Origin of the sequence: Mahella australiensis 50-1 BON (genome assembly GCF_000213255.1) — a bacterium.
GTDB classification, from domain to species: Bacteria; Bacillota; Clostridia; order Mahellales; family Mahellaceae; genus Mahella; species Mahella australiensis.
On sequence record NC_015520.1, the window covers coordinates 153651 to 177924 of the forward strand.

22 protein-coding genes are annotated in these 24274 nt (G+C 46.0%); 16 read left to right on the forward strand and 6 right to left on the reverse strand.

All coding sequences use genetic code 11. The features are described 5' to 3' along the window. The first annotated feature begins 220 nt into the window (after positions 1-220). The 3 genes from MAHAU_RS00700 (at position 221) to MAHAU_RS00710 (ending at position 4405) form a co-directional block, all read left to right on the forward strand. Entirely contained in the window at positions 221-2659 is a 2439-nt protein-coding gene (locus MAHAU_RS00700) for a glycoside hydrolase family 94 protein (protein ID WP_013779804.1), read from the forward strand. Between the two features lie 146 nt (positions 2660-2805). Further along, on the forward strand, positions 2806-3870 hold the full coding sequence (leuB, locus tag MAHAU_RS00705) for a 3-isopropylmalate dehydrogenase (protein ID WP_013779805.1): 1065 nt from the start codon (positions 2806-2808) through the stop codon (positions 3868-3870). Positions 3871-3883: 13 nt separating this feature from the next. Then, positions 3884-4405 (forward strand): transcription repressor NadR, encoded by a 522-nt coding sequence (locus tag MAHAU_RS00710; protein WP_013779806.1) that lies wholly within the window; start codon positions 3884-3886, stop codon positions 4403-4405. A gap of 533 nt (positions 4406-4938) precedes the next feature. Here the strand turns inward: MAHAU_RS00710 and MAHAU_RS00715 are convergent. After that, complete coding sequence (locus MAHAU_RS00715; RefSeq protein ID WP_013779807.1) at positions 4939-5934, reverse strand: Gfo/Idh/MocA family protein; 996 nt, start codon at positions 5932-5934, stop codon at positions 4939-4941. 138 nt (positions 5935-6072) lie between these two features. On the opposite strand from MAHAU_RS00715, the gene MAHAU_RS00720 reads away from it, so the two are divergent. Genes MAHAU_RS00720 through MAHAU_RS00730 form a run of 3 tightly spaced genes read left to right on the forward strand, consistent with a single transcriptional unit; the run spans position 6073 to position 8859 of the window. After that, positions 6073-7023 carry a sugar kinase gene (locus MAHAU_RS00720; RefSeq protein ID WP_013779808.1) on the forward strand — a complete coding sequence of 317 codons (951 nt, stop codon included), beginning with the start codon at positions 6073-6075 and terminating at the stop codon, positions 7021-7023. 15 nt (positions 7024-7038) lie between these two features. After that, the gene (locus MAHAU_RS00725; RefSeq protein WP_013779809.1) at positions 7039-7767 is read left to right on the forward strand and encodes a DUF6062 family protein; all 729 of its coding nucleotides are present in this window, start codon (positions 7039-7041) and stop codon (positions 7765-7767) included. Between the two features lie 12 nt (positions 7768-7779). Next, positions 7780-8859, forward strand: a complete 1080-nt coding sequence (locus MAHAU_RS00730; RefSeq protein ID WP_013779810.1) for a M24 family metallopeptidase — start codon at positions 7780-7782, stop codon at positions 8857-8859. Between the two features lie 2 nt (positions 8860-8861). Here MAHAU_RS00730 and MAHAU_RS00735 read toward each other — a convergent pair whose 3' ends face one another. Then, positions 8862-10259 (reverse strand): MATE family efflux transporter, encoded by a 1398-nt coding sequence (locus tag MAHAU_RS00735; protein ID WP_041643734.1) that lies wholly within the window; start codon positions 10257-10259, stop codon positions 8862-8864. 195 nt (positions 10260-10454) lie between these two features. Here MAHAU_RS00735 and MAHAU_RS00740 point away from each other — a divergent pair, with 195 nt between their 5' ends. Beyond that, the gene (locus MAHAU_RS00740; RefSeq protein WP_013779812.1) at positions 10455-11237 is read left to right on the forward strand and encodes an HAD-IIA family hydrolase; all 783 of its coding nucleotides are present in this window, start codon (positions 10455-10457) and stop codon (positions 11235-11237) included. Positions 11238-11244: 7 nt separating this feature from the next. On the opposite strand, the gene MAHAU_RS00745 is transcribed toward MAHAU_RS00740, so the two are convergent. The 4 genes from MAHAU_RS00745 to MAHAU_RS00760 all read right to left on the reverse strand — a co-directional run bounded on the left by MAHAU_RS00745 (position 11245) and on the right by MAHAU_RS00760 (position 16195). Continuing rightward, positions 11245-12420 (reverse strand): radical SAM protein, encoded by a 1176-nt coding sequence (locus MAHAU_RS00745; protein ID WP_013779813.1) that lies wholly within the window; start codon positions 12418-12420, stop codon positions 11245-11247. A gap of 16 nt (positions 12421-12436) precedes the next feature. Further along, on the reverse strand, positions 12437-13216 hold the full coding sequence (locus MAHAU_RS00750) for a TdeIII family type II restriction endonuclease (RefSeq protein ID WP_013779814.1): 780 nt from the start codon (positions 13214-13216) through the stop codon (positions 12437-12439). Between the two features lies 1 nt (position 13217). Then, the gene (locus MAHAU_RS00755) at positions 13218-14822 is read right to left on the reverse strand and encodes a DNA methyltransferase (protein WP_013779815.1); all 1605 of its coding nucleotides are present in this window, start codon (positions 14820-14822) and stop codon (positions 13218-13220) included. Positions 14823-15001: 179 nt separating this feature from the next. Beyond that, complete coding sequence (locus MAHAU_RS00760) at positions 15002-16195, reverse strand: MFS transporter (protein WP_013779816.1); 1194 nt, start codon at positions 16193-16195, stop codon at positions 15002-15004. 112 nt (positions 16196-16307) lie between these two features. Between MAHAU_RS00760 and dnaX the strand changes: the two genes are divergently transcribed. The 9 genes from dnaX to MAHAU_RS00805 all read left to right on the forward strand — a co-directional run bounded on the left by dnaX (position 16308) and on the right by MAHAU_RS00805 (position 24214). Then, positions 16308-17957, forward strand: a complete 1650-nt coding sequence (gene dnaX, locus MAHAU_RS00765; RefSeq protein ID WP_013779817.1) for a DNA polymerase III subunit gamma/tau — start codon at positions 16308-16310, stop codon at positions 17955-17957. Continuing rightward, positions 17944-19194, forward strand: coding sequence for a family 4 glycosyl hydrolase (locus tag MAHAU_RS00770; RefSeq protein WP_013779818.1), 1251 nt, complete (start codon positions 17944-17946; stop codon positions 19192-19194). The genes dnaX and MAHAU_RS00770 overlap by 14 nt, the downstream gene beginning before the upstream one ends. A 15-nt stretch (positions 19195-19209) precedes the next feature. Then, entirely contained in the window at positions 19210-19548 is a 339-nt protein-coding gene (locus tag MAHAU_RS00775; RefSeq protein WP_013779819.1) for a YbaB/EbfC family nucleoid-associated protein, read from the forward strand. A gap of 12 nt (positions 19549-19560) precedes the next feature. Then, on the forward strand, positions 19561-20160 hold the full coding sequence (gene recR / locus MAHAU_RS00780; RefSeq protein ID WP_013779820.1) for a recombination mediator RecR: 600 nt from the start codon (positions 19561-19563) through the stop codon (positions 20158-20160). A 73-nt stretch (positions 20161-20233) separates the two neighbouring features. Continuing rightward, on the forward strand, positions 20234-20503 hold the full coding sequence (locus tag MAHAU_RS00785; protein ID WP_013779821.1) for a YaaL family protein: 270 nt from the start codon (positions 20234-20236) through the stop codon (positions 20501-20503). A 102-nt stretch (positions 20504-20605) separates the two neighbouring features. After that, the gene (locus MAHAU_RS00790) at positions 20606-20899 is read left to right on the forward strand and encodes a pro-sigmaK processing inhibitor BofA family protein (protein ID WP_013779822.1); all 294 of its coding nucleotides are present in this window, start codon (positions 20606-20608) and stop codon (positions 20897-20899) included. 105 nt (positions 20900-21004) lie between these two features. Further along, entirely contained in the window at positions 21005-21739 is a 735-nt protein-coding gene (locus MAHAU_RS00795) for a GntR family transcriptional regulator (RefSeq protein WP_013779823.1), read from the forward strand. 66 nt (positions 21740-21805) lie between these two features. Beyond that, positions 21806-22861, forward strand: a complete 1056-nt coding sequence (locus MAHAU_RS00800; RefSeq protein ID WP_013779824.1) for an SIS domain-containing protein — start codon at positions 21806-21808, stop codon at positions 22859-22861. Positions 22862-22969: 108 nt separating this feature from the next. After that, a complete protein-coding gene (locus tag MAHAU_RS00805) occupies positions 22970-24214 on the forward strand; it encodes a Gfo/Idh/MocA family protein (RefSeq protein WP_013779825.1) in 1245 nt (414 codons plus the stop codon). The last annotated feature ends 60 nt before the right edge of the window (positions 24215-24274 follow it).

A 24274-nucleotide genomic window follows, 5' to 3' on the forward strand; every position in this document is an offset into this window, starting at 1 on the left:
AAATGAGCACTATGAGGTAAAACGATCAATGGCAGATACAGTGTTGCTGGTTTTAGCACTGTTCGGTATTGTAGGCGGGATTACTGCTGCGATAATAGCTTTGCTCATGTCCGGCCATCGATGGGGTTTTAATACAACTTAAGATATATTGAAAAAGCCGTATTGACGGTATAGAATTGTATAAGGTAGCAAATCAGGTTATAGAAAGAGGGTATACTAATTGAAATATGGCTATTTTGACGACGATAATAAGGAATATGTCATAACCACACCTCAGACACCGTATCCATGGATAAACTATCTCGGTATGCAGGATTTCTTCTCCCTTATTTCCAATACTGCCGGCGGCTATTGCTTTTATAAAGATGCGCGCTTAAGGCGCATTACTAGGTATAGGTACAATAATGTACCTACAGACAGTGGGGGAAGATATTTTTACATATACGATAACGGCGACTTCTGGTCACCGGGCTGGATGCCGGTTAAAAGAGATCTGGACAGTTATGAATGCAGACACGGGTTGGGCTATACCTCCATAACTGGGCAAAGAGATGGCATAGAAGCTAAGGTTTTGTTTTTTGTGCCGCTTGATTTCAATGGGGAAATACACCGCGTAACACTAAAAAACATTGGCGATCGGGAGAAAAGAATAACGCTATTCTCCTTTGTAGAATTCTGCCTGTGGAATGCTTACGATGATATGACAAATTTTCAACGAAATTTCAATACGGGCGAAGTGGAAATCATTGGCTCGACTATATATCATAAGACTGAATACAGGGAGCGACGCAATCACTATTCATTCTATTCGGTCAATGCCGATATAAGCGGGTTTGATTCGGATAGAGAGAGCTTCATCGGCCTTTATAACGGCTTTGATGCACCGCGGGCAGTGACAGCCGGCAAGTCCAATAATTCAGTAGCCGACGGTTGGTCGCCCATAGCCTCTCATAGCATAAATGTAGTGCTGCAGCCCGGTCAGGAGAGGGATTTTGTATTTGTACTCGGTTATGTCGAGAATCCCGAGGATGAGAAATGGGAATCTCAAGGTATTATAAACAAAAAACCAGCGCTGGCCATGATAGAAAGATTTAAGACGACCGAGCAGGTGGATAAGTCCTTGAATGTCCTAAAGCGTTATTGGGATGAGCTTTTGCTGAAATATCATGTGGACAGCGCTGACCCAAAATTAGACCGCATGGTGAATGTATGGAATCAATATCAATGTATGGTTACGTTCAACCTTTCTAGGAGCGCTTCTTACTTTGAATCCGGCATAGGCCGGGGTATAGGATTCAGAGACTCCAATCAGGATATACTTGGCTTTGTGCATCAGGTGCCGGATACGGCGCGGCAGAGAATATTAGATTTAGCTGCCACACAACTTGAAGATGGCGGTGCCTATCATCAGTATCAGCCGCTTACCAAGAAGGGCAATAACGAGATAGGGGGAAATTTCAACGATGACCCGCTGTGGCTCATACTCTCGACCGCTGCGTATATGAAGGAAACAGGCGATTTTTCCATACTGGATGAAATAGTGCCGTTTGATAACGATTCTTCCAAGGCAGCCGATATGTTCGAGCATTTAAAGAGATCATTTTATCACGTAGTAAATAATTTAGGCCCCCATGGTCTTCCGCTAATAGGCAGGGCCGATTGGAACGACTGTCTGAATTTGAATTGTTTCTCGACTGAGCCTGATCAATCGTTTCAGACTACGACCAATAAAGATAGTAAAGTGGCTGAATCGGTGCTTATAGCCGCTATGTTCGTATTTATAGGCAAAGAGTATGCGGAAATCTGCAGGCGCCGGGGCCTCGATGAGGAAGCGCATATTGCCCGGCATTATATAGATGAGATGAAAGAAACCGTTATGAAATACGGCTATGACGGCGAGTGGTTTCTGAGAGCATATGACGATTGCGGCAATAAAGTAGGTAGCAAGGAAAATGAAGAAGGCAAGATATTCATAGAGACGCAGGGATTTTGCATTATGGCCGGCATGGGGCTGGAAGACGGTTCGGCCGTAAAAGCGTTGGACTCGGTGAAAAAGTATCTGGATACGAAGTACGGCATAGTGCTTCTTAATCCGGCTTTTACCCGATACTATGTCAATCTTGGTGAAATATCCAGTTATCCACCGGGATATAAAGAAAATGCAGGTATTTTCTGCCATAATAACCCGTGGGTGATGATAGCTGAGACGGTTATCGGCAGAGGGGAACGGGCATTTGAATACTATAAAAAGATAGCGCCGGCTTATGTGGAGGAAAGAAGCGATATACACCGGATGGAACCGTATGTGTATTCGCAGATGATAGCTGGCAAGGATGCAAAGAGGTTCGGTGAGGCCAAGAATTCATGGCTGACAGGTACGGCTGCATGGAATTTTGTGGCCATATCGCAGTGGATACTGGGCATAAAGCCGGATTACGATGGCCTGGTCATTGACCCATGCATACCGCCGGACTGGAACGGTTATACAGTTAAAAGGATGTTCAGGGGCGTCAGATATACTATAACGGTAGAAAACCCCGAGCATGTATGTAAGGGCGTGAAGTCGATGACCGTAGACGGATATCCGGTTGAGGGCAATGTACTGCCAGTATTTGCGGATGATGGGGAACATGAGGTGCGCGTGATTTTGGGCTGCTGATCCTCTGCTATAGCGGAGATAATAAAGCTTCTTTCTGCCTTTGTTAACAGAGAGAAGCTTTATTTATAACATTTTTTTGCCCTGTCATGCTATAATGTGATACAATTTATAAAAAGATGGATTAACATAGAGTCGGAGGGATACATATGTTCAAAATAGCACTGGTGCCGGGCGATGGCATAGGCCCGGATATAATAAAGCAAGCTGTAAAAGTGCTGAAGGCAATAGAAAGGCCGGGCGAAATAGAATTCGAATTTACTGAGGTATTAGCTGGCGGAACCGCTATAGATAAAACCGGCCATCCCTTGCCTAAAGAATCGTTGGATATTTGCCTGGCCAGCGATGCAGTATTGCTAGGGGCTGTGGGCGGTCCCAAATGGGATAATCTACCCGGTGACATTAGGCCGGAGCAGGCGCTGCTGGGGTTGAGAAAGGGCCTTGGAGTATTTGCTAATCTACGGCCTGCGGTGTTGTTCCCACAACTGAAAAAGGCATCGCCGCTGAAAGAGGAAATAATAGGCGAAGGCATAGATGTGCTGGTGGTGCGCGAGCTCATAGGCGGTATATACTTCGGCCAACGCGGCAGGGACGGTGACAGGGCATATGATACCGAATGCTATAGTGTGCCTGAAGTTGAACGCATAGCCCGCGTCGCTTTTGATACCGCACGTAAACGCCGCCGCAAAGTGACATCGGTGGATAAGGCAAATATATTGGAGAGCTCGCGCTTATGGCGTGAAACAATAACGCACGTGGCCGAGCAATACCCTGACGTGGAGCTGAATCATATGTATGTCGATAACTGCGCTATGCAGCTTATAAGGAATCCGCATCAATTTGATGTCATAGTGACCAGTAATATGTTCGGCGATATATTAAGCGATGAAGCGTCTATGCTGGTAGGTTCACTGGGCATGCTTCCGTCAGCCAGCCTTGGGGATACCAAGCGAGGCTTTTACGAGCCCATACACGGTTCGGCGCCTGATATAGCAGGCCAGGATAAGGCGAATCCACTTGCTACTATACTGTCGGTTGCCATGATGCTGCGTTACAGTTTCGACCTGACGCATCAGGCCGATATGATAGAACGTGCCGTAGCTCAGGTGCTAGAGGATGGATACCGGACGGCGGATATTATGGAGAATGATATGAAGCTTGTAGGGACTGATAAAATGGGGGATTTAGTAGTGGAGTATCTGAACCGTATATAGAGGGGGTGAGATTGTGTTCAATGGTACCCAACGCCGGGAGGGCATATTGAATAAATTGAAGGCAGCCAAAGCTCCTATAACCGGTACTGATCTGGCTACAGCATTTGATGTCAGCCGCCAGGTCATAGTGCAGGACATAGCTATATTGAGAGCGGCCGGCATAAATATAATAGCCACGCCGCAGGGCTATATGCTGCCTGATGCCATAAAGCAGAAGGTGAGCCGCGTATTCGCATGCCGCCATACGCCGGAGCAGATCGAAGATGAATTATGCACCATTGTTTCATTGGGTGGCAAGGTCATAGACGTGATAATAGAGCATAAAGTCTACGGCGAACTGCGCGGCCTTCTCATGCTGTCGTCTATCAGCGATATACGGGATTTTATGCATAAGATAAATCAAAAAGGCGTAGAACCTCTGTCATCATTAACTGGCGGCGTACACCTTCATACGGTGGAGGCTGATGATATAGAGATACTGGATAAAATAGAGAATGACTTAAAGAGAAAAGGATATCTTCTGGATACGGCCTAAAAGCTTTTAAAAAAGTTAGTGCCGGGTGGGGGGCCACCCGGCCTATATTAAAAGGAGGTCAATAAGTAAAATGTTTGGTGTTGGTATTGTAGGTTGTGGTGTTAGCAGAAAAGCATTTCGCTTTTCGTGTATAATTATATCGCTGAGAGGGTAACATAACAATAGGCGGATTATATAAAAATTCGACTTTTTTTTATACATTATTCATAAAAATTCGGTTTTTTGGCATGATTCTTGTTAGAGCTGCGGATTTTTTATCCATCGGTGTCAAATATATAGATGATATACCGGACGAGACATCATAACAGGTTGCGGTACATCGTATTATCTGTGGCAAGCAGCAACCTCCGTAATGGCAAAAAGTGCTGCTCATAGCTGTGTCCCGCTTGGGACAAACCAGCGAAATGATAAAAAAGGTACAGGTATTTTAAACATATATGCCAAGCGGGCTTTTGAAACGCGAGGTCACAGCGATCTTTGATTGCGCAGTGGCCCGGTTTCACAGCCATAGCAAGGCATATATGTTTAAGTTGTTATATGATAGGAAATTCTACTTTGCGTCCCTCTTTATAGGATATGTATGCGGCTTGCATGAGTTCTGTCAATTGTATTCCTTCTTCGATGCCGAAATATATGGGTGCGCCATGCAAAATGCCGTTTACCCACTGCTCGATGGGATGCGGCAGACGTTCAGGTAAGTTATCGGGAACTAGCCATCCCTTCATATCGACGCTTGTCATATCAGAGTGCAGGTGTACCTTGCCATCAACGCCGCCGATTAGCAAACTGCCTGCTGTGCCATATACCTCAAGCGAGAATGGGCTGTGTGAGGATACGAATCCGGTTTCGGCTACAGCCAAAGCTTTGTTCTTAAATTCTATTACCGCTACGGCGTTATCTTCTACCGGCTTAGCGGTGAAACTATTGAACATTGCGCTTATGCATTTTGGTTCGCCCAGCAGCCAGCGGCATAAATACATAGGATGTGCGCCTAAATCCATCATAGCACCGCCCCCGCACTGTATCGGGTCATAGAAGTATTCGGGCAGCCAGTTGGCCGAAGCCCCATCGTGGGCATTTCTCACCCTTAACAGCGTTACATCACCGAGCAGTCCGTTGTCTATGGCCGTTTTGGCAAAAAGGTTTGCAGGTTCTATTCTATGCGGAAAGCATATGCAAAACTTAACGTCGGATTTCTTGACGGCCTCTGCTATATCGTTGGATTCCTGTACAGTCAATGCCATGACCTTTTCGGTGAATATATGCTTGCCCGCGCCGGCGGCTGCCACCATAATATCGCGGTGCATATTAGTGGGAGCAGTGACCACTACGCCGTCTACATCATCGCGTTGCAACAGCGCGTCTAATTCGGGCTCGAAATCAGCGCCAAGCTCATCAGCCCAGGATTTACCTCGTTGGGAATCTTCATCCCATACCGCTGTTATTTCTACATCAGGCATATTTTTAAGTTGATTGGCATAACCGCGTGCATGAACATGCCATCCGCTTAACATAGCAACTCTTAACATCTCTTTTACCTCCGCATCTATTATACATTCATATTATAGCATATCAAATTGGATAACTATATGATATAATTAAATAAAAAAATGAAGCAATAATTATATCCAAATTCATCATGCCATTATATGAAAGGATGCGATGTAATGCCTGAGCTGATAACTTTAGGCGAAACCATGGCGGTATTTAACCCGGCATCATCCGGGCCGCTGCAGTACATAGCCGATTTTAAGCGCCTTATAGGCGGCGCCGAATCCAATGTGGCCATAGGAGTATCCAGGCTAGGCCATTCGGCCGGATGGATAAGTCGGTTGGGGGATGATCCGTTCGGCAGATTTATAAACAACTTCATAAGAGGTGAAGGGGTAGATACGTCAAGGGTTATATTCGATGAAGTGCATCCAACTGGCGTGTATTTCAAGGAGATAAGAGCCAGCGGCGATGTTACGGTATATTATTACAGGAAAGGATCGGCGGCCAGCGCGATGTCGCCTGCGGATTTGGATGAGGATTATATAAAGAACGGGCGTATACTGCATGTAAGTGGTATAACGCCGGCTCTTAGCGATAGTTGCAGGAAAACGGTGTTTAAGGCCATGGAGATAGCCAAGGCTTCCGGCGTCACGGTTTCCTTCGACCCCAATATAAGGCTCAAGCTGTGGAGCGGCCAGCAGGCAGCCGGGGTACTCAAAGAAATGGCCCGATACGCCGATATAGTGCTGCCCGGGATAGATGAGGGGGAGATAATGTTCGACAGCCGGGATCCTAAAGCCATCGCTGAAGAATTCTTAAAGCTCGGAGCATCTACTGTGGCCGTTAAACTTGGGAAAGAAGGTGCGATGGCCGTAACGCGTGACGAGGAGATAATGTCGCCGGCCTTTGACGCTGGACCAGTCATAGATACCGTAGGTGCCGGCGATGCTTTTGCATCAGGTTTTTTAACGGGGGTATTGGAAGGTATGCCGCTTGAACAGGCTGTCGGTCTGGCCAATACCTGCGGTGGATTTGCCACCACTATAGTGGGCGATGTGGAAGGCTTGCCTTCTAGGAGAGAAATAGGGGCACTTACAGACAACAAACGCCTTATAGAAAGATGAGGAGTATTACGCACATTGCCTATTAAGTATCATTTGGACACCATACCGGTATGGGAGGCGTTTGAAGAAGGCAGCGAATGTCCTTTGTGTTGGCTGGAGGCTAAAGCTGAAAAGCAATACATAGAATTTTATCTCGGAGGCTCGGTTATGGAACCGGATAATCGCATCGATGTCAATAAAAAAGGCTTTTGCCGACGCCATTATGCACTGCTCTATCAAAATGCCGGCAATAAACTACCCGTAGCGCTGATGGCTCAAACGAGATCGCGCCAGATCATGGACGAATTAGCGGGTATGGCTCCGACAAATACCGCCGCTAAACGGTCGTTTTTGGGCCGTGGCAGCGTCGACAGCGTGGAGGCTGTAATAACATATATAGAGGGTGCTTTGGATAGCTGCGTTGTATGCGATAAGCTGGATAATTCCATGAAACGCTATGAATATACTATTTTGCACCTATGGCAGCATGACGAAAGCTTTAAGGGTACGTTGATGCAATCCAAAGGCTTTTGCCTGCGCCATTTCAAGGACGTGCTTATCATGGCGCGCGATATCATGCCAGGCAAAGCTGCGGACGAATTCATACAGGCCATATGGCCCGTTCAGATTAGCAATATGCAGCGTGTGCAGGCCGACCTCGATTGGTTTATAGATAAATATGATTACCGCAATCAGGATAAGCCGTGGGGGACATCCAATGATGCTTTGCCCCGGATACTGCTCAAACTGACAGGGCGCTTTTAGGAGGATGATGTTTTGAATAAAGAGGAATTTTTACATAAGCTGAATCTCATAAGGAATTTGATGAAAACCGAAGACCTTGACGGCATATTGATAAACAGCCAGGCTAATTTTTCATGGCTCACAGGAGGCCGAGGTTTCATAGGGATAGCGTCTGAGAATTCATGTGCTTCGATACTTGTCACATCCGATGCAGCATATTTGCTGGCCAATAATATCGAGTCGGGTAGATTGGCTGATGAAGAAGTAAACGGGCAACTGGTTACGCTCAAGGAATTTCCGTGGTTTGATGAAGATCAAAAGCAGTGCTTGATCGAACAAATAATAGGGGAAGGCAAATATTGTACCGATATCCAACTCAACCGGCAATTCGTACAGCTCAGAAGCCGGCTCAACGAGCAGGAAAAAGAGAGATACAGATGGCTTGGGCTAAATACCGCGAGGGCTGTGGAAAGGGTATGCAGACAGTTGAGAGAAGGCATGAGCGAATTTGAAGTAGCGGGTATGGCTAGCCGTGAATTGTGGTCACTGGGTATAGAGCCGGTTACGCTACTCGTTGCTTTTGACCGGCGTATATCATCATATAGGCATCCATTGCCAACAGACGATAGGCTGGCCAAGTATTGCATGATAGCGATAGGCGGGCGCAAATGGGGGCTTGTTGCCTCTGCTACTCGACTGGCAAGCCTTGGAGCGCTCGATGATGATATCCTGAAAAAGCATAAGGCAGTGGCCAAAATAGATACGTGTTTCATCAGCAATACCAGGCCCGGTAACAGCGTGAAGGATATATTCAATAAGGCAGTGGCCTGCTATAGCGATGTGGGGTACCCAGAGGAGTGGAAGAAGCATCATCAGGGCGGATTGACCGGATATGCGCCGAGGGAATACAGGGCTACCCCGAACATTGACCAAACAGTAAGCGCAGACCAGGCTTTTGCGTGGAATCCGTCTATTACGGGGACCAAGTCCGAGGACACCATCCTTGTATTGGAGGACAAAAATGAAATCATCACCCATACGGGCGAATATGCATATATAGAAGCTGAATATGAGGGATACAAGCTTATGCGGCCGGATATTCTGGTTTTATAAATTCATTCCATATCGACGCGGCTTTTAATATACTTCCATTTACCTGAGCGATAGCGCATATATACGATGGCCGAGCGGGTGTACTGATCGAGTACCATGGCCACCCATGCGCCTATAAGGCCCCAGCCGAATATATTGACGAATATATAGGCCATAACGACGCGGAATACCCATATACCCAGGGCCGAAGCATACAGCGGGTACATAGTGTCGCCGGCGCCGCGCAGTGCACCGGCGAGCACTAACTGGGTGGATTGCCCAGGCTGTGCCAGGGCCATGATTTTGAGCACCGTGCCGGCCATGGCCGCTACTGCCAGATCGTTGGTATAAAGCCGCGCTATGGGGTGGGAGAATAATATGAACATCAAGCCCACGAAACACGCTACGGCCATTCCCATTTTATGAATAAGGTTGGCGCATTCATTTGCTTTTTTTATATCATTGGCGCCAAGGCTCTGCCCTACCATAGTTGTGGCTGCTACGCCGAAGGCCTGGCTGGGCGAGAATGTCAAGCCGTTTATATTTAGCCCTATCTGATGCGCGGCATATGTGGCCGTCCCTAATCCCGATACGGTACGAGCAAAAAGTATGAGGCCGCTTTGCAGTACGAACTGCTCTGCGGCCGCCGGTATGCCTATTTTGAATACCTGTTTTATAGTGTCGAAGTCCGGACGGTAATCGCCTTTTACTGTCAAGGCCAGCTTGGTCTTGCGCGAGAAGAATAAGATATAGAGTCCGGCAAGGCACGCCAGTATACGCGCTACATCGGTGGATATGGCGGCACCTGTTACGCCCAGGGCGGGAAAGCCCAATTTGCCATATATGAGCACATAGTTGCCAAATACGTTGAACAGATTTGCCCCTACGTTGTACAGCATTGGTATTCTGGTTTCGCCGGCACCTCTTAAAGCGGAAGTGACGGCCATTGTTATAACCTGAAATACAAGGCCTGCCGATATGATCTGGAAATACTGCGTGGCCGGTCCGATGGTATCGGATTTGGCACCCATAAATATTATTATGTATCTGGCGGAAAATAAACCTATTATGCTTATAACTATGCCCAGCGTCGTTCCGACAGTAAGCGATTGTCGCGTAACTATACGCGCTTTTTTGAGGTCGCGGGCTCCTATATTCCATGCCACCAATGTGGTGGTACCTACATTTAGTGCCGCAAATACTGCTATAAGCAACATAAACGGTTGATTTGTCAGCCCGACCGCAGCTATGGCGCTCGGACTTACCTGTCCTACCATTATCATGTCGACCATGCCGAACAGCGTTGACATGACCAGTTCAATAAAAGCCGGCCATGTGATTTGCAAAGCTTCCTTTAATAATTCATTAGAACGTTGTCGATCCTCATCCCCATGCCCATCTTTTGATGCAGCCAACTTCAAAGCAATCTCCCTCTCGTTTGGTATATATACCGAGAATTTATCTATAAGTGATATTATATGCTTAAATATGCATTGTGTCAATTTGGCGTGTAATAAAATGGTAATATATACTGTAGAAAATAGCGATGATTTTTTATAGGAATACATCAAAAGCGATGATATAATATAGATAAAAACGAGTGTAAAGAGGGTCTTATGGCGTTAAATAATATTAAATGTTTTATATTGGACATGGATGGGACGTTTTATCTGGGAAACCGTTTGCTACCCGGCGCTATGGAGTTTATAGACTTTCTGAAGGCTACCGGGCGCGATTATCTCTTTTTAACAAATAATTCTTCCAAAAGTGCTGCCTTTTATGCGGATAAGATACGGAGAATGGGGCTCAATGATATCACCGGCGATAAGGTATTCACATCAGGGCAGGCCACTGCCATATATCTAAAAAGGCAAAATAAAGGCAGGCGCGTATTTCTTGTAGGCACGCAGTATCTACGACAGGAATTGGAGGAATATGGCCTTATTGTGGTCGATGATGAACCGGATTTCGTGGTGGTGGGTTTCGATACGACGCTGACATATGATAAGTTGTGGAAAGCCTGTGATTTTATAAGAGAAGGTGTAACATATATAGCCACACATCCCGATCTCAATTGCCCTGTGGAGGGAGGCGTTATGCCAGACTGTGGCGCTATAATCGCTTTTATAGAAGCCTCGACAAGCAAGCAGCCGTTCATAGTGGGAAAGCCATACGGAGAGATAATAAAGTGTATATTTGAAAAAACCGGTTTAGGGCCGCAGCAGCTTGCCATAGTGGGCGATAGGCTTTATACTGATATACAAACCGGCATTAACGGCGGCATAACCTCCATATTGGTATTGACCGGAGAAACCACTGTTGATGATTTAGAGCATTCCGCTGTAAAGCCTGATTACGTTGTGGACGGTATAGGCGATATAATAAAGCTGGTGCGATGAGAAACCACTATGCCGAAATTATACCTGCTCTGTTGTTGCCGGCGGCATTGTAATCCCACAGCGTTAACTGCTGCCCGCCTTTTGCGGCGGCGTCCAGCGAAGGATAATATTTGCCGTTTATAGTTACAAAAGGCAGCAAGTGCTTTAAAACAGCGCCTGTGGCCTTTAACTGCATAGGGTCTGTGATTTTGCCGATGCGGCGCATGGCTTCTATGCGTTTTGCCGATATAGGTCCTATGCCTGGTATAAGCAGCAGTGTTTGATAATCGGCCCTGTTTATTTCTATGGGGTATAGCTGGGGATTATGCAGGGCAAAGGCCGTTTTCGGGTCAACATCCTGCAGCAGATGGCCGCTGTTATCGAACACGAGCTGGTCCGGGGTGAAGCCATACTGTCGAAATAAAAAGTCCACCTGATAAAGACGTGTTTCGCGTATCAATGGCGTAGGAGCCTTATTCTCAAGAGGCGTGTCTATGACCGGCGTAAACGCGCTGAAATATGTGCGCGCCAGTGAGAAACGCTCTTTCAGGTTCCACGTGGCATAGACAATGTCCCTATCGCTCTCATCGGCTGCTCCAACTATGAACTGAGTGGTTTGGCTTATGCGTATGCCCTTTTGCCTTAGTTTGCTTATATATTCCATACCGCCGGCCAAATCGGCATAACGTTTAGAACGGCTGAGCATTTTAAGGTGCTCCGCATCCGGTACCTCGAGGTTTATAGATAACCTATTGGCTACCGTTGCTGCTGCTTCTATATGCGCGGTGGAGGCGCCGGGCAGTATTTTCATATGTATGTAGCCTTTATAGTTATACCGCTGGCGCAATATCTGCGCTGTTTTTATCAAATTATCCATGCTGGCTGAGGAATTGGGCTGTATGCCTGAACTTAAAAACAGGCCCTGCACTTTACGCTGGCGAAAGAGCTGTATAAAAAGGCGTGCCATGTCTTCGGGCGCAATGGTAGTTCGCGGTATATCGCGTTGTATGCGGTTCTGACAATATGCGCAGTCACGCGTACACTCGTTGGACAGCAGCACCTTAAATATAGAGCAGGTACCGCTGGATGTCTTGACGCGGTAGATGCCGTTGTTTATATAGTCGTCTTCCGAGACACGGCCACATCCGCACATATCATATCTTGCGCCCATGCCCAGTATACCGAGTTTTTCTACTGTATCCATTTATCCGGCCTCTTTTTTATAATTTAAACTTAGCAAAATATTCATCGATTTCAGATCGAAGTTCTACACCAACCGATTCAAAACAATCGAGAATGTTTTCATACGCACCTTCATCACCCAAAAAATTCCATAGCTCGCTGGCGACAAGCAATTCATTATCAATATCCAACATACCACGCATAGTCCAACGATTATATGGTTCTGGTTCGTAGGGATTATATGGGATAGCAATACAAGTATGTATCTTCCCATTAGGATTTTCCGCAAGATAAGCGGCTACCCATTCAAGAAGCGTGCGCTTGAACCCTTTAAATTCACCTATATTTGGTTTGGCGGTTTTAAGATCGAACATATATATCTCATCATCGAAACTTTCGATAAAGATATCTACTTTAGTTAACTTTACTTTGTTCATTTGTCCGACTTTGCAAACCTGCCGAATGGACTCGATTTCTCTTTCTTTATCAGGAAGGATTTTAGCCGCAGTCAAGCCGTCAATTATGTTTTGTATCGTTTTTTGGGCATATTCAGAAATATAACTACCTGCATCAGCTTTGATTTTAGCATTTTTGAATCGACCTTTTGCAAGCGCTAATGCAACCGGTTCAAAAATTGATGTTCCAAAATTTGTATTTAATGAATGGATAAAGGAATATAACGCGAGCCTGTCTTTGCCGAGAAGCCTAGTGTGAAAGGGCATACTGGCAGGCTCGGGATTATAGTTTTTCATTTTATTTCTAAGACTATTACGCAATGTCTCTTTTACATAATCAATCTCATTGTTTGTCAGTGGCATATTAACTATTTTCCTTTAAATGAAATATTATTTCGGAATATGCGCCTTTATCTCTCTCCGTTCTATTTAACACGGGGCGTTTATATTGGTTGACAATTTTCATACCTGCTTGTTCGGCAATGGTTGGATATAGATTGTATTTATCGTTGGCGACCAAAAATACATTATAATCTTTTACCATAAAACGCTTGCAATTATTGAGTACCTGAGCTATCCCCTCTATATAAGATTCTCTGGCTTCCTTATTCTGTCCCTTGTAAAGCGGCCCTATTTCTAGCTCATCCTTACGAGCAAAACCAAACAGGTCATAAGCATAGGCATGCTGTTCATGATAGTCTATAAGGCCAACATATGGGGGACTAGAGAATATACCGCTTATTTTTTGTTTGCTTACCATTTCAGCAAATAATTTGTTTTTGTTTTCCAATTCGCGAACTATATCTATTGTGCGTGAATCACCGGTTAAACATATTTGAAAAGTTCGGGTCCTTATTTTGTCAAAATCTGTTAATCTCTTTATTGTATCCTTGCTATATCTTTGCCACCAGTTTTTTATAGAAAAAATAGGTTTACAAAGCTTTTTGTGCTTGGTGCAGTAATATGTTGAAATCACCGGTTCCTTGAGCGTCGCTAAGTCAGAATGGGTGGTAGCTCTGCAAGAACGAATAGTACGGCTTAAAATAATGCTGATTATTTTTTTGGTATTAATATTCTTAATGCCTTTTATTAACGAAAAAACATAATCGATCTCCTTTCGGACATTTTCTAGATACCACTTATCTAAAAATGTGTCACTTTTGTCTTGTGTTAGCTTTATTCCATATTTATTAACTAATTCGTTATAAATAATCATGAACTCCATTGCTTTTTGTTTACTATATTCGTCTTCTCTAATTTTTCCTTCGCTTATCCAATACTTAAAATCAGGAGAAGGGAAATATCTGTCATTGAACTCAGAAAGCTTATTTTGTAATTCTTCTTCAAATTCGGTTATTTTTAATTCAGCTGAAAATCGGTCCAGTGCCTTGGTTATATTTTGTGTTTCGACAAATACATCAGTTAAATCATATTTTAGCACCTTTACATTGCTTATCAAAGCATTGAAAGCAGATACGTCAATGCCTATAGCGTGCATATCCAGCTCGTTGCATTGCACTAAAGTTGTACCGCTACCGCAAAAAGGGTCCAAAACAATATCTCCCTTTCTGAAATAAGTTTCTTTTTTAAAATCATCTGTGTGGTCGTCCAAGAAATATTCTACTAACTGAGGAATAAACTTTCCTTTATACGGATGAAGTCTGTGAACATGTTTAGTAGTCTCAGCCTCTTTTACGTGTTCGAAAGACAATGCCCAATTCAGATCTTCTCCCAATTTGTTCTTCCAATCGACCTCTTTTCTGCCATAATATGACTCATAATAATTCTCCAGTTCATATCTGGAAACCAATACGGAACCATTTTGACTTATCTTTTTGATTTTACCGTATTGTATAAGGTATAATATATTCGATTCTGTAACCTTCTTATTTAGATATTGAGCAGCCCAATCGCTGGCTTCTTTAACGGTCATCAAATCCGTATGTTCATATGTACTTATGTTAATCATCTATTAAGCGTAAAAGCCCTATTCAAATTGAGCAAGATACGCTATTTCCTCCCTTCGTATTTATCAAATTTTGCTTTTGGGCAGATGCTGTTTCTTTTATTATTTATTATACTACAGCAGCAACCATAAGTCAAACATATATTCGCATTTTTGCGAAATGCTGCCTTCAGGCTGAGTAGTTATGCTGCCTTGCTGCTTTTATGACGAAGTATTATCGTGGACAACATGAAGCCTATCACTGCTATGGCTTGCACCATTATGCCCGCCTTATACATGGTGTGTATCTCATAACGATCTATTATAACGCCGCCGAGATAACTGCCCAGTATGCCGCTTACACCCATGTATGCCGCGGTGGCTATGGTCTGAGCAGTAGCCTTGAGGCCGTCGGGTGCTATTTCGTTTATATAGTATACCGTGCCGGTCAGAAATAGCCCGAAGGATAGGCCTTGCAATACCTGGTTCAATATAGCCAACCATGGCGTATAGGTAAAAGCATATATCAACAACCGCGCTATGAAAAATACTGACGATATTAATATAATGTGCAACGGCTTATAGCGCGTATTAAGGCGCTGTCCAAGAAATAATATCGGTGCTTCGCTGGCTGCCGATACGAACCATGCCATTCCCAATTGAGCGCTGGTACCTCCGACGCTTGCGAATAACTGGGGCAGAAACGTAAAGCTGGCTTTATGCGGCGTAAAAAGAAGCGAGCCGAATATTAGAAATAGCACAAAATTCGGATTGACGAATAATGACAGCGCGCTGGGCTGTGTTTTAGCGTTTGCAGCATCTTCTGACTTTATAACAACACCGGGATCGGGTAACGACAGCACTATTTTTATAACGAATATTGCGAAGAAGCTGTATGCTATAAACATAATACCAGTGCCATATATTTCCATAAATAAACCTATAAGGTAGGCTGTTATGGCATAGCCTATAGATCCCCAAAGTCGTATGCTTCCATAGCTGGTATTGCTCATGCGGTGCATATTCTGCATGACCATGCTGTCCAAAAGCGGGGGATTTGGGCTGTCGGTAAAGGCTATCAGAGCCATTATAAGGGCTATAGCCCATAATTGATTTATAAAAGGCAATATAAGTATTGCTATGGCAGTCAGCGAGGCGCATGCGACCATGATCTTGTTGATGGCTCCCGTGCGATCGCTTATATAACCCCATATAGGCGGTGATATTATGGATATGACAGCAGTCAGCGATATAATAGCTCCTATAGAGCTATTACTGTAGCCTTGCCGGCTCAAATACATCACTATATAGGCATAATAGCAGGCGCTGGCCGACCAATAAGCGCCTTCCAAAGCGGACAAGCGCCTGGGCAATTGCATGTAATCTGATTTTTTCATGTTGCTTCCTTTAAATCTTCGTTACTACTCAGCTAATTTTACACTATTTTTTATATCTACTCAACGGTTTTTTGTCTATATTTCTGGTATAATGTAATGGGTGATGATGTTTATGGCATATACAGCGATATACAGGAAATGGCGGCCTCAAACCTTCGACGACGTGTACGGCCAGCCGGCCGTTGTCAGGACGTTGAGGCATCAGATAATGAACCATCGTATAGCTCACGCATACCTTTTTTGCGGCTCAAGGGGTACGGGTAAGACCAGCACGGCCAAGATAATGGCCAGGGCGGTCAACTGCCTGTCGCCTGTCGACGGGAATCCGTGCGGTCGCTGCGATGTGTGTACAAAGCTTTCCGATGAAAGCAATATGGATATAATAGAGATAGACGCTGCTTCCAATAACGGCGTAGATGAGATAAGGGACCTGAGGGAGAAGGTGAAGTATCCTCCCACTATAGGACGCTATAAAATATATATAATAGATGAGGTGCATATGCTGTCGACCGGGGCTTTCAACGCGTTGCTCAAGACGTTGGAAGAACCGCCGGAGCATGTGATATTCATACTGGCTACCACCGAGCCTCATCGCTTGCCGGCTACCATACTGTCGCGCTGCCAACGCTACGATTTCAGGCGCATAAGTGAGCAAGATATGGTGGAGCGTATGCGTGTTATACTGACCGCTACAGGGGCGCATGCCGAAGATGAAGCGCTGCAGCTTATAGCGCGCTCGGCACAGGGGGCTATGAGGGATGCCTTAAGTATGCTGGATCAGGCGTTATCCTTTTGCGACGGCAATATAGGTTATACTGACGTATTAGATATGCTTGGCGCCAGTGGTACCGACTTCGTGGCCGGTCTGGTCGATGCCGTTATAGCAGGAGATGACGGAGGCGCTTTGTCGTTGATAGACCAGGCAGTGGATCAGGGCAGGGATCTTACCGCCCTTGTACGCGAGATAGCCTGGTATGTGCGCGATCTCATGATAGTCAAGTCCTGCCGTCAGCCTGAGACAATGATATGGGCCTCGCAGCATCAAATGGATGTCTATAAAGCCCAGGCCGACAAGCTCGATGAGCGAAAGCTTATAGCGTATATGGATATACTTTCGGTTACCGATAATCAATTGCGTTTTGCTGCTCAGCCGCGCATAACCGTAGAGATGATGGCTATAAAGCTGTGCCACTTGAGGGAGGAAAGCTCTATGGATGCCATAGTGGCGCGCATGGATATGCTGGAAGGCAAGCTGGATGGCTTGATGAAAGGCACCGATACAGTAGGTGCTGAAAAACAAAGCGCTCAAACCAAGCCATCGCAGAAGACCAAACCGGTGCCCAAAGAGCTCAAAGCTGCCGACAAACCGCCTGCTCAACCTGCCTCAGTGCAGACGGAGGCAAAGGCTGATGGATTAAATGAAGTCATGCGCGCGTGGCCTGCCGTATTGCAGGCCGTAAAAAAGGAAAAGATGACCGTATATACGTTTCTGTGCAACGGCAAACCAGCTGCGTTGGAAGGCGAGCAGTTAACGCTGGTGTTTCCTGAGGGTGGAGGCATCTTTGCTGCCGCTGTCGAAAAGGATGAGAACAGGCAGTTGGTGGAGAAGGCTATATCGGATGTGACCGGCGAAGAACTAAGAGTGAAATGTATTACAGGCCAAGCTGCAGCGCATGAGCCGGCAAAGGATGTGGATATAGTGGAAAAAGCCAAAGAGCTTTTCGGAGAGGATAAAGTGGAGGTAATAGATGATGAAACTTAGCGTACTGGGTGGCAGCAGTTACTATACATCGCTGCTTTTTGAGGCGTTGGTGCAGCATAAAGAGGATATAAGGATCACAGAGCTGGCATTGCACGGTAGGAACGAGTCAAAACTCGCGGATGTGGCGCGCTTTGGAGCCAATATGTTCAAGAAAGCAGGTATCGATACTGCGGTTACATTTACCACCGATCGCAGGAGGGCTATAGAAGGCAGCCAGCTTATATTGTGCCAGATCCGCGTTGGCGGTATGCAAGCCAGGGCGATAGACGAGTCTATACCGCGCCGCTACGGGATTATAGGCGATGAAACAGTTGGCCCGGGCGGTTTTAGCTGTGCGCTTCGCACCGTGCCTGTTATGGCCGATATAGCAGCTGATATACGCCGATGGGCGCCCGAAGCGTTGGTGGTAGATCTGACTAACCCTGCCAGCATAGTAGTGGAGGCAATTTTAAACCGCGAGAATATAAATATAATAGGGATATGCGATCTGCCGCTTATCGTCCTCACGCGCGTCGCTGATGTTTTGAATCTCGACTATGATGGATTGAGCGGCCGATATTTTGGTTTGAATCATCTCGGCTTTTATAGTAATATATATTATAATGGGGATGATATTACCACCGCTGTATTCGAACATGCAGAACAGCTCGGGTTGGGGATAGATGCCGATCTTGTGCGCAGTATGAGGCTGGTGCCGGTGCCGTTTTTGCGGCATTTTTATCATCATAGCCAGGTGGTTGAGGAACAGAAACAACAGCCAGTGCGCGGCCAGGTGTTGTATGAGAACGAGCAGCAGTTGAGCAGATTATTCGCGCAGCCCGAACTCGACGAAATACCGCAGATTATAAGGCAAAGAAACGCCATATGGTACAGCCACGCCGTAGTACCGTTCATGGTCGCTTATGCTTCAAACCGTAAGGGCCGCTTTATAGTCAATATACGCAATCGTGGGCGTATAGCGGGCCTGGATGACAATGCGGTAGTAGAGGTGTCGGAGGATATAGATGCGCTTAAGATGTGGCGCACCGATGCCACCAAGATGCCGCTTTATGTGAGAGGCCTGGTGCAGGCGGTTAAGGCTTTTGAATCCATGACGGTACAGGCCATATATGAAGGCTCATACGACAAAGCGGTGCTGGCGCTCATGTCCCATCCGCTGGTAGGCCAATACGATGTGGCTAAGGCTATATTGGACGATATACTGCGCAGTTATCCCGAAGTGGATTATTTAAAATAGAAAGGGGACTGGAACATGCCAAAAGGAGGATTTCCCGGAGGGAATTTTAATGTCAACCAGATGATGAAACAAGCGCAAAAGATGCAGCAGGAGATGGCAAAGGTGCAGGAGGAGCTGCAGAATAAAACGGTAGAGGCTACCGCCGGTGGCGGCATGGTTACCGTTGTGGCAAATGGCAAAAAGGAACTCGTCGATATAAAGATCGACCCTCAGGTCGTAGATCCGGACGATGTGGAGATGCTGCAGGATCTGGTACTAGCTGCATGCAACGAGGCGCTGCATAAGGCCGAGGATATGATGGCTGAGGAAATGCAAAAACTCACGGGAGGATTAAATATACCCGGTCTATTTTAACCGGGGCGAAATATGAATTATTATGCTGAACCGATTTCGCGTCTGATAAACGAGCTTTCGAAGCTGCCTGGTATAGGGCCTAAGACCGCGCAGAGGCTGGCTTTTTATATGCTGCATATGCCCAAAGACGCCGTACACACCCTGGCCCAGTCGATAAACGATGCGCGGGATAAGATAATATACTGTTCTATATGCGGGAACTTGACCGATGTGGACCCATGCGCGATATGCAGCAGCTCTACCCGCGATAACAGCACGATATGCGTCGTAGAGAGCCCTACCGATGTAGTGGCTATGGAGAAGACGCGAGGGTATAACGGGCTTTACCATGTATTGCACGGTGCAATATCCCCGATAGATGGCGTAGGCCCTGACGACATACGCATAAAGGAGCTGTTAACCCGTTTACGCGACAGCCAGGTAAAAGAGGTCATACTGGCCACAAATCCCAGCGTGGAAGGGGAGGCCACGGCCCTCTATATATCGCGCATGCTCAAGCCCATGGGTTTTAAGGTAACGCGCATAGCCAACGGCATACCGGTGGGCGGCGACCTGGAGTATGCCGATGAGGTGACTATAACCAGGGCATTGGAAGGACGCCGCGAGATGTAATGATGTATAATCCTCTCAATGAATGGAAACAATTAAAATGTTTATTTCATTCTATTGGGAGGATTAACCTAAAATGAAAAAGTTGGCTTTCCTGAGTTTCTTAGGCGATATACCCGAAGATAACAGCGTGTATGACCAAGAAACCGTTGAATTTATAAATACATTGCAGCAGGCCAGAGAGGAATGGCTGGCTGCTCAAAACTTCTTTAATAGCGTCAATGACCCGGATTTGGTGGATTATGCGATATACGGTGTGGAAGCTGCTCGGCGCAAATATATGTACCTTATAAAGCAGGCAAAAATATTGGGTATAAAGATTAATGCGGACAGCCTAGAAGGTTAAGTTCTGCATACAGGCTGTCCGCCATATATATAGAATATCGCTATGTGACAGATTAATCATATATAAAATGAATAGCAATTATTAGCGAAGGAGGAGCTTGCTATGTGGTGGTTTAATTTATTGGCCATAGATATACAATTCAGCACTATACTGGCTTTTGCAGGAGGGTTGGTGCTGCTTTATCTGGTGGGATGGCTGCTGCTGGTGCCGCTCAAGATAGTATGGCGTCTTATATACAATGGCATAATAGGCGGTGTTGTATTATGGCTGCTGAATCTGATAGGCAGCTATTTCGGTTTTACATTGGCCATCAATCCGTTGACCGCCCTCATAGTTGGCTTCTTAGGCGTACCTGGTGTCATACTTTTGGTGATATTGAAGTTTATACTGCCTTGATGCGCCTCGATTATTTCCCCATCGATCTGGTATGCATTTTCCGATACTTTCTTAAAATTGTCAATATGATATAATATTATAAAAACAAAAGGAGCATGGTAGTATATGACCCCGAAAACTGTACTGGATGAGAGATCGCCCATGTCGCTCTATTACCAATTGAAAACGATATTGGCCGATAAGATACATTCCGGACAATGGAAGGTCAATGACCGCATACCAACTGAACGCGAACTGTGCGATGCCTATGGCGTCAGCCGGGCTACCGTTAGGCTGGCTTTGGGCGAGCTGGAAAACGAAGGACTGCTTTATCGCAAACAGGGCAAAGGAACATTTGTAGCAGCGCCTAAGATAGAACAGCTTTTGTCCGGCTTTTATAGTTTTACCGATGAGATGAAGAAACAGGGATATAACCCATCTACACGTATTATATCATTTAGAAAGGGCAAAGCATTGGATGAGATAGCACAGTTTCTTGATCTACCCGAAGGCGCGGATATTTTTATCATACGCCGTTTGCGCCTGGCCGATGAACAGCCGGTTATACTGGAGGTATCATATGTGCCGTATGAGATATGCCCTACATTGACCGAGAGGGACGTAAAAGAGCATGCTTTGTATGATTTATTTCGCGAGAGATATAATGTGTTTCCTAGCAAAGCCCAGGAGAGCTTTGAAGCGGTGCTTGCCGACGCAAAAGAGGCCGATTACCTCGGTATACCGCACGGCTCACCGGTTTTGCGCCTCGAACGCATAACATATGCCTTTGACCGGCCGGTGGAATACAATGTGGGCTTGATAAGAGGCGACAGATATAAATATAAGGTAATATTGACATAATGCTTTACACGGCCGGGGCATCGATGGTATAATTGGTTATAACAATATAATGAAAGGAGTCCGACAATGCAAAAAGGACAAAAAACATTGGATGAAATATCGCGCCAGCCATTTATATTTGATGCTGTATGGAATGATAGAGATGATATAGCATCGGTATTCAGCGGCATATTGAAGGAGTATGCGCCGGATGAGATTATAATAACCGGTTGCGGCACATCGTATTACCTATCGCAGGCTGCGACGCCTGTACTAGCGCATTTTTTGCGCATGCCGGTCAAGGCTGTACCGTCGTCCGAACTTTTTCTCTTTACCAATACATATTTGCACGGCCAAAGGGTGTTGCTCATAGCGGTGTCGCGCTCGGGACAAACTACTGAAACCGTAAAGGCTGTGCGGGTATTAAAAGAGCAGCCGAATGTATTCGCGTTGGCCATAAGCTGCTGTGCCGACAGCGACCTATGCTACGTGGCTGATCGATATATTATATCGCGTGAAGCAAAAGAGCAGAGCGTGGTTATGACCGGATCATTTTCAAGTATGCTTTACATATTGATGTTGGCGGCATTTTCCGCGGCAAAAGAAAACGATTTGTTGAAAGAGGCTTCGCGTTTGGCTTCGGAGGCTGAAAGGCTGCTGCCCGATATGAATGATTTAGCCCAAACGATTATGTCAAGCCGTTCTTTGTCGCATTTCGTTTATCTTGGGTCCGGGCCGAATTACGGGCTGTCGCAGGAGGCCATGCTTAAGGTGAAAGAAATGGCTATAGTAACATCCGAGGGTTATCACGCCATGGAGTTCCGCCATGGGCCTAAATCCATAGTCAATCCGAATATGCTCATATCCATGTTTATGTCGGACGATGCCATCGAATATGAGGCAAACCTGCTTGAGGAAATCAAAGGCCTGGGCGGGGTGACGCTTGCCATATGCGACGGTGCAGGAGAAAGGGTAAGACCGGCGGCCGATTATGTAATGGATATAGCATGCGGTATGAGCCAGTGGGTGAGGCTTCCTATTTACATCATCCAGGCTCAATTGCTGGCATTTTACCTGGCTACATCTGTTAAAGGCATAGACCCTGATTCACCCCCGAATTTGTCGCAAGTAGTAAGACTGTAAGGAGATACGAATCAGTGTGGCAGTCATTTGAGGAGGACAGCTAATGCCCATAGGCCGGCTTTAAGACAATTTGTCGAGTCAAAAATTATTTGAGGGGTGATCTGAAAGATGGAGAGGAATAATTCAAACGAGGTTGTATTAGGTGTCATTGGCCTCGGCGGCCGTGGCAGGGGCTTATCCAAAATCCTTTTGGATATGGAGGATGTGTCGATACCTGCAATTTGCGATGTATTGGATGACAGAGTGCAGATGGCCGCCGATCAGTTTGAATCTCTCGGGCGTCCAAGACCGCAGGGATACAGCGATTACAAAGAGTTATTGGCCAGAGACGATATTCAAGGCGTTATCATAGCCACCTCATGGACTACCCACGCCATGATAGCTGTAGATGCCATGAAAGCCGGCAAATATACGGCTTCGGAAGTGGGCGGTGCATCCTCGATCGAGGAGTGCTGGGAGCTTGTCAGGACCTCAGAGCAAACCGGGATACCTTGCATGATGCTCGAGAATTGCTGCTATGGCCGCAATGAAATGGCTCTGCTCAATATGGTTAAAAAAGGTATATTCGGCGAGCTTATACATTGCCAATGCGGATACGAACATGACCTTCGTGAAGAAGTGGCTATGGGCATAGAAAACAGGCACTATAGGATTCACAATTATCTGAACAGAAACGGCGATGTATATCCCACTCATGGACTGGGACCGGTGGCCAAGTATTTAAACATCAACAGAGGCAACCGGTTTTTAACATTAAGCTCCATGGCATCCAAGGCCAGAGGGTTGCATAATTGGGTGATGGATAACTTAGGGGAACGCCATCCGCTGGCCGAAGCCGATTTCACGCAGGGCGATGTGGCCACTACCATGATAAAATGTGCTCACGGAGAAACGATTATGGTGATACACGATACTACATTGCCGCGCCCGTATTCCAGAGCCGGTAGGGTACAGGGAACAAAAGGCATTTGGATGGAGGACAACAATTCGATCTATATAGAAGGCAGGAGCCAGGAACATACATGGGAATCCTTCGACAAATACCTGGATGAATACGAGCATCCGCTATGGAGGGAATATATAAAGATGGGCGTGCGAGGTTCGCATGGCGGCATGGATTACCTGTGCCTGATGGCTTTTGTAGAGAGCGTAAAGACCGGTTTGCCGACGCCGATAGACGTTTACGATATGGCGACGTGGATGGCCGTAACGGTTCTATCAGAGCAGTCGGTGGTTCAGGGAGGGCATCCGATGCCGTTTCCGGATTTCACAAAAGGCAGATGGATAAACCGCCCGTTGGGTCCAGCCGGCAAATATTCGCTGGACAATGTGTATGAAGAATTTTGGCAATAGGAGGAAATAAGTACTTAGCTAATTAGTGCATACAAGGGGAAAATGGGTCCGGACGGTTAT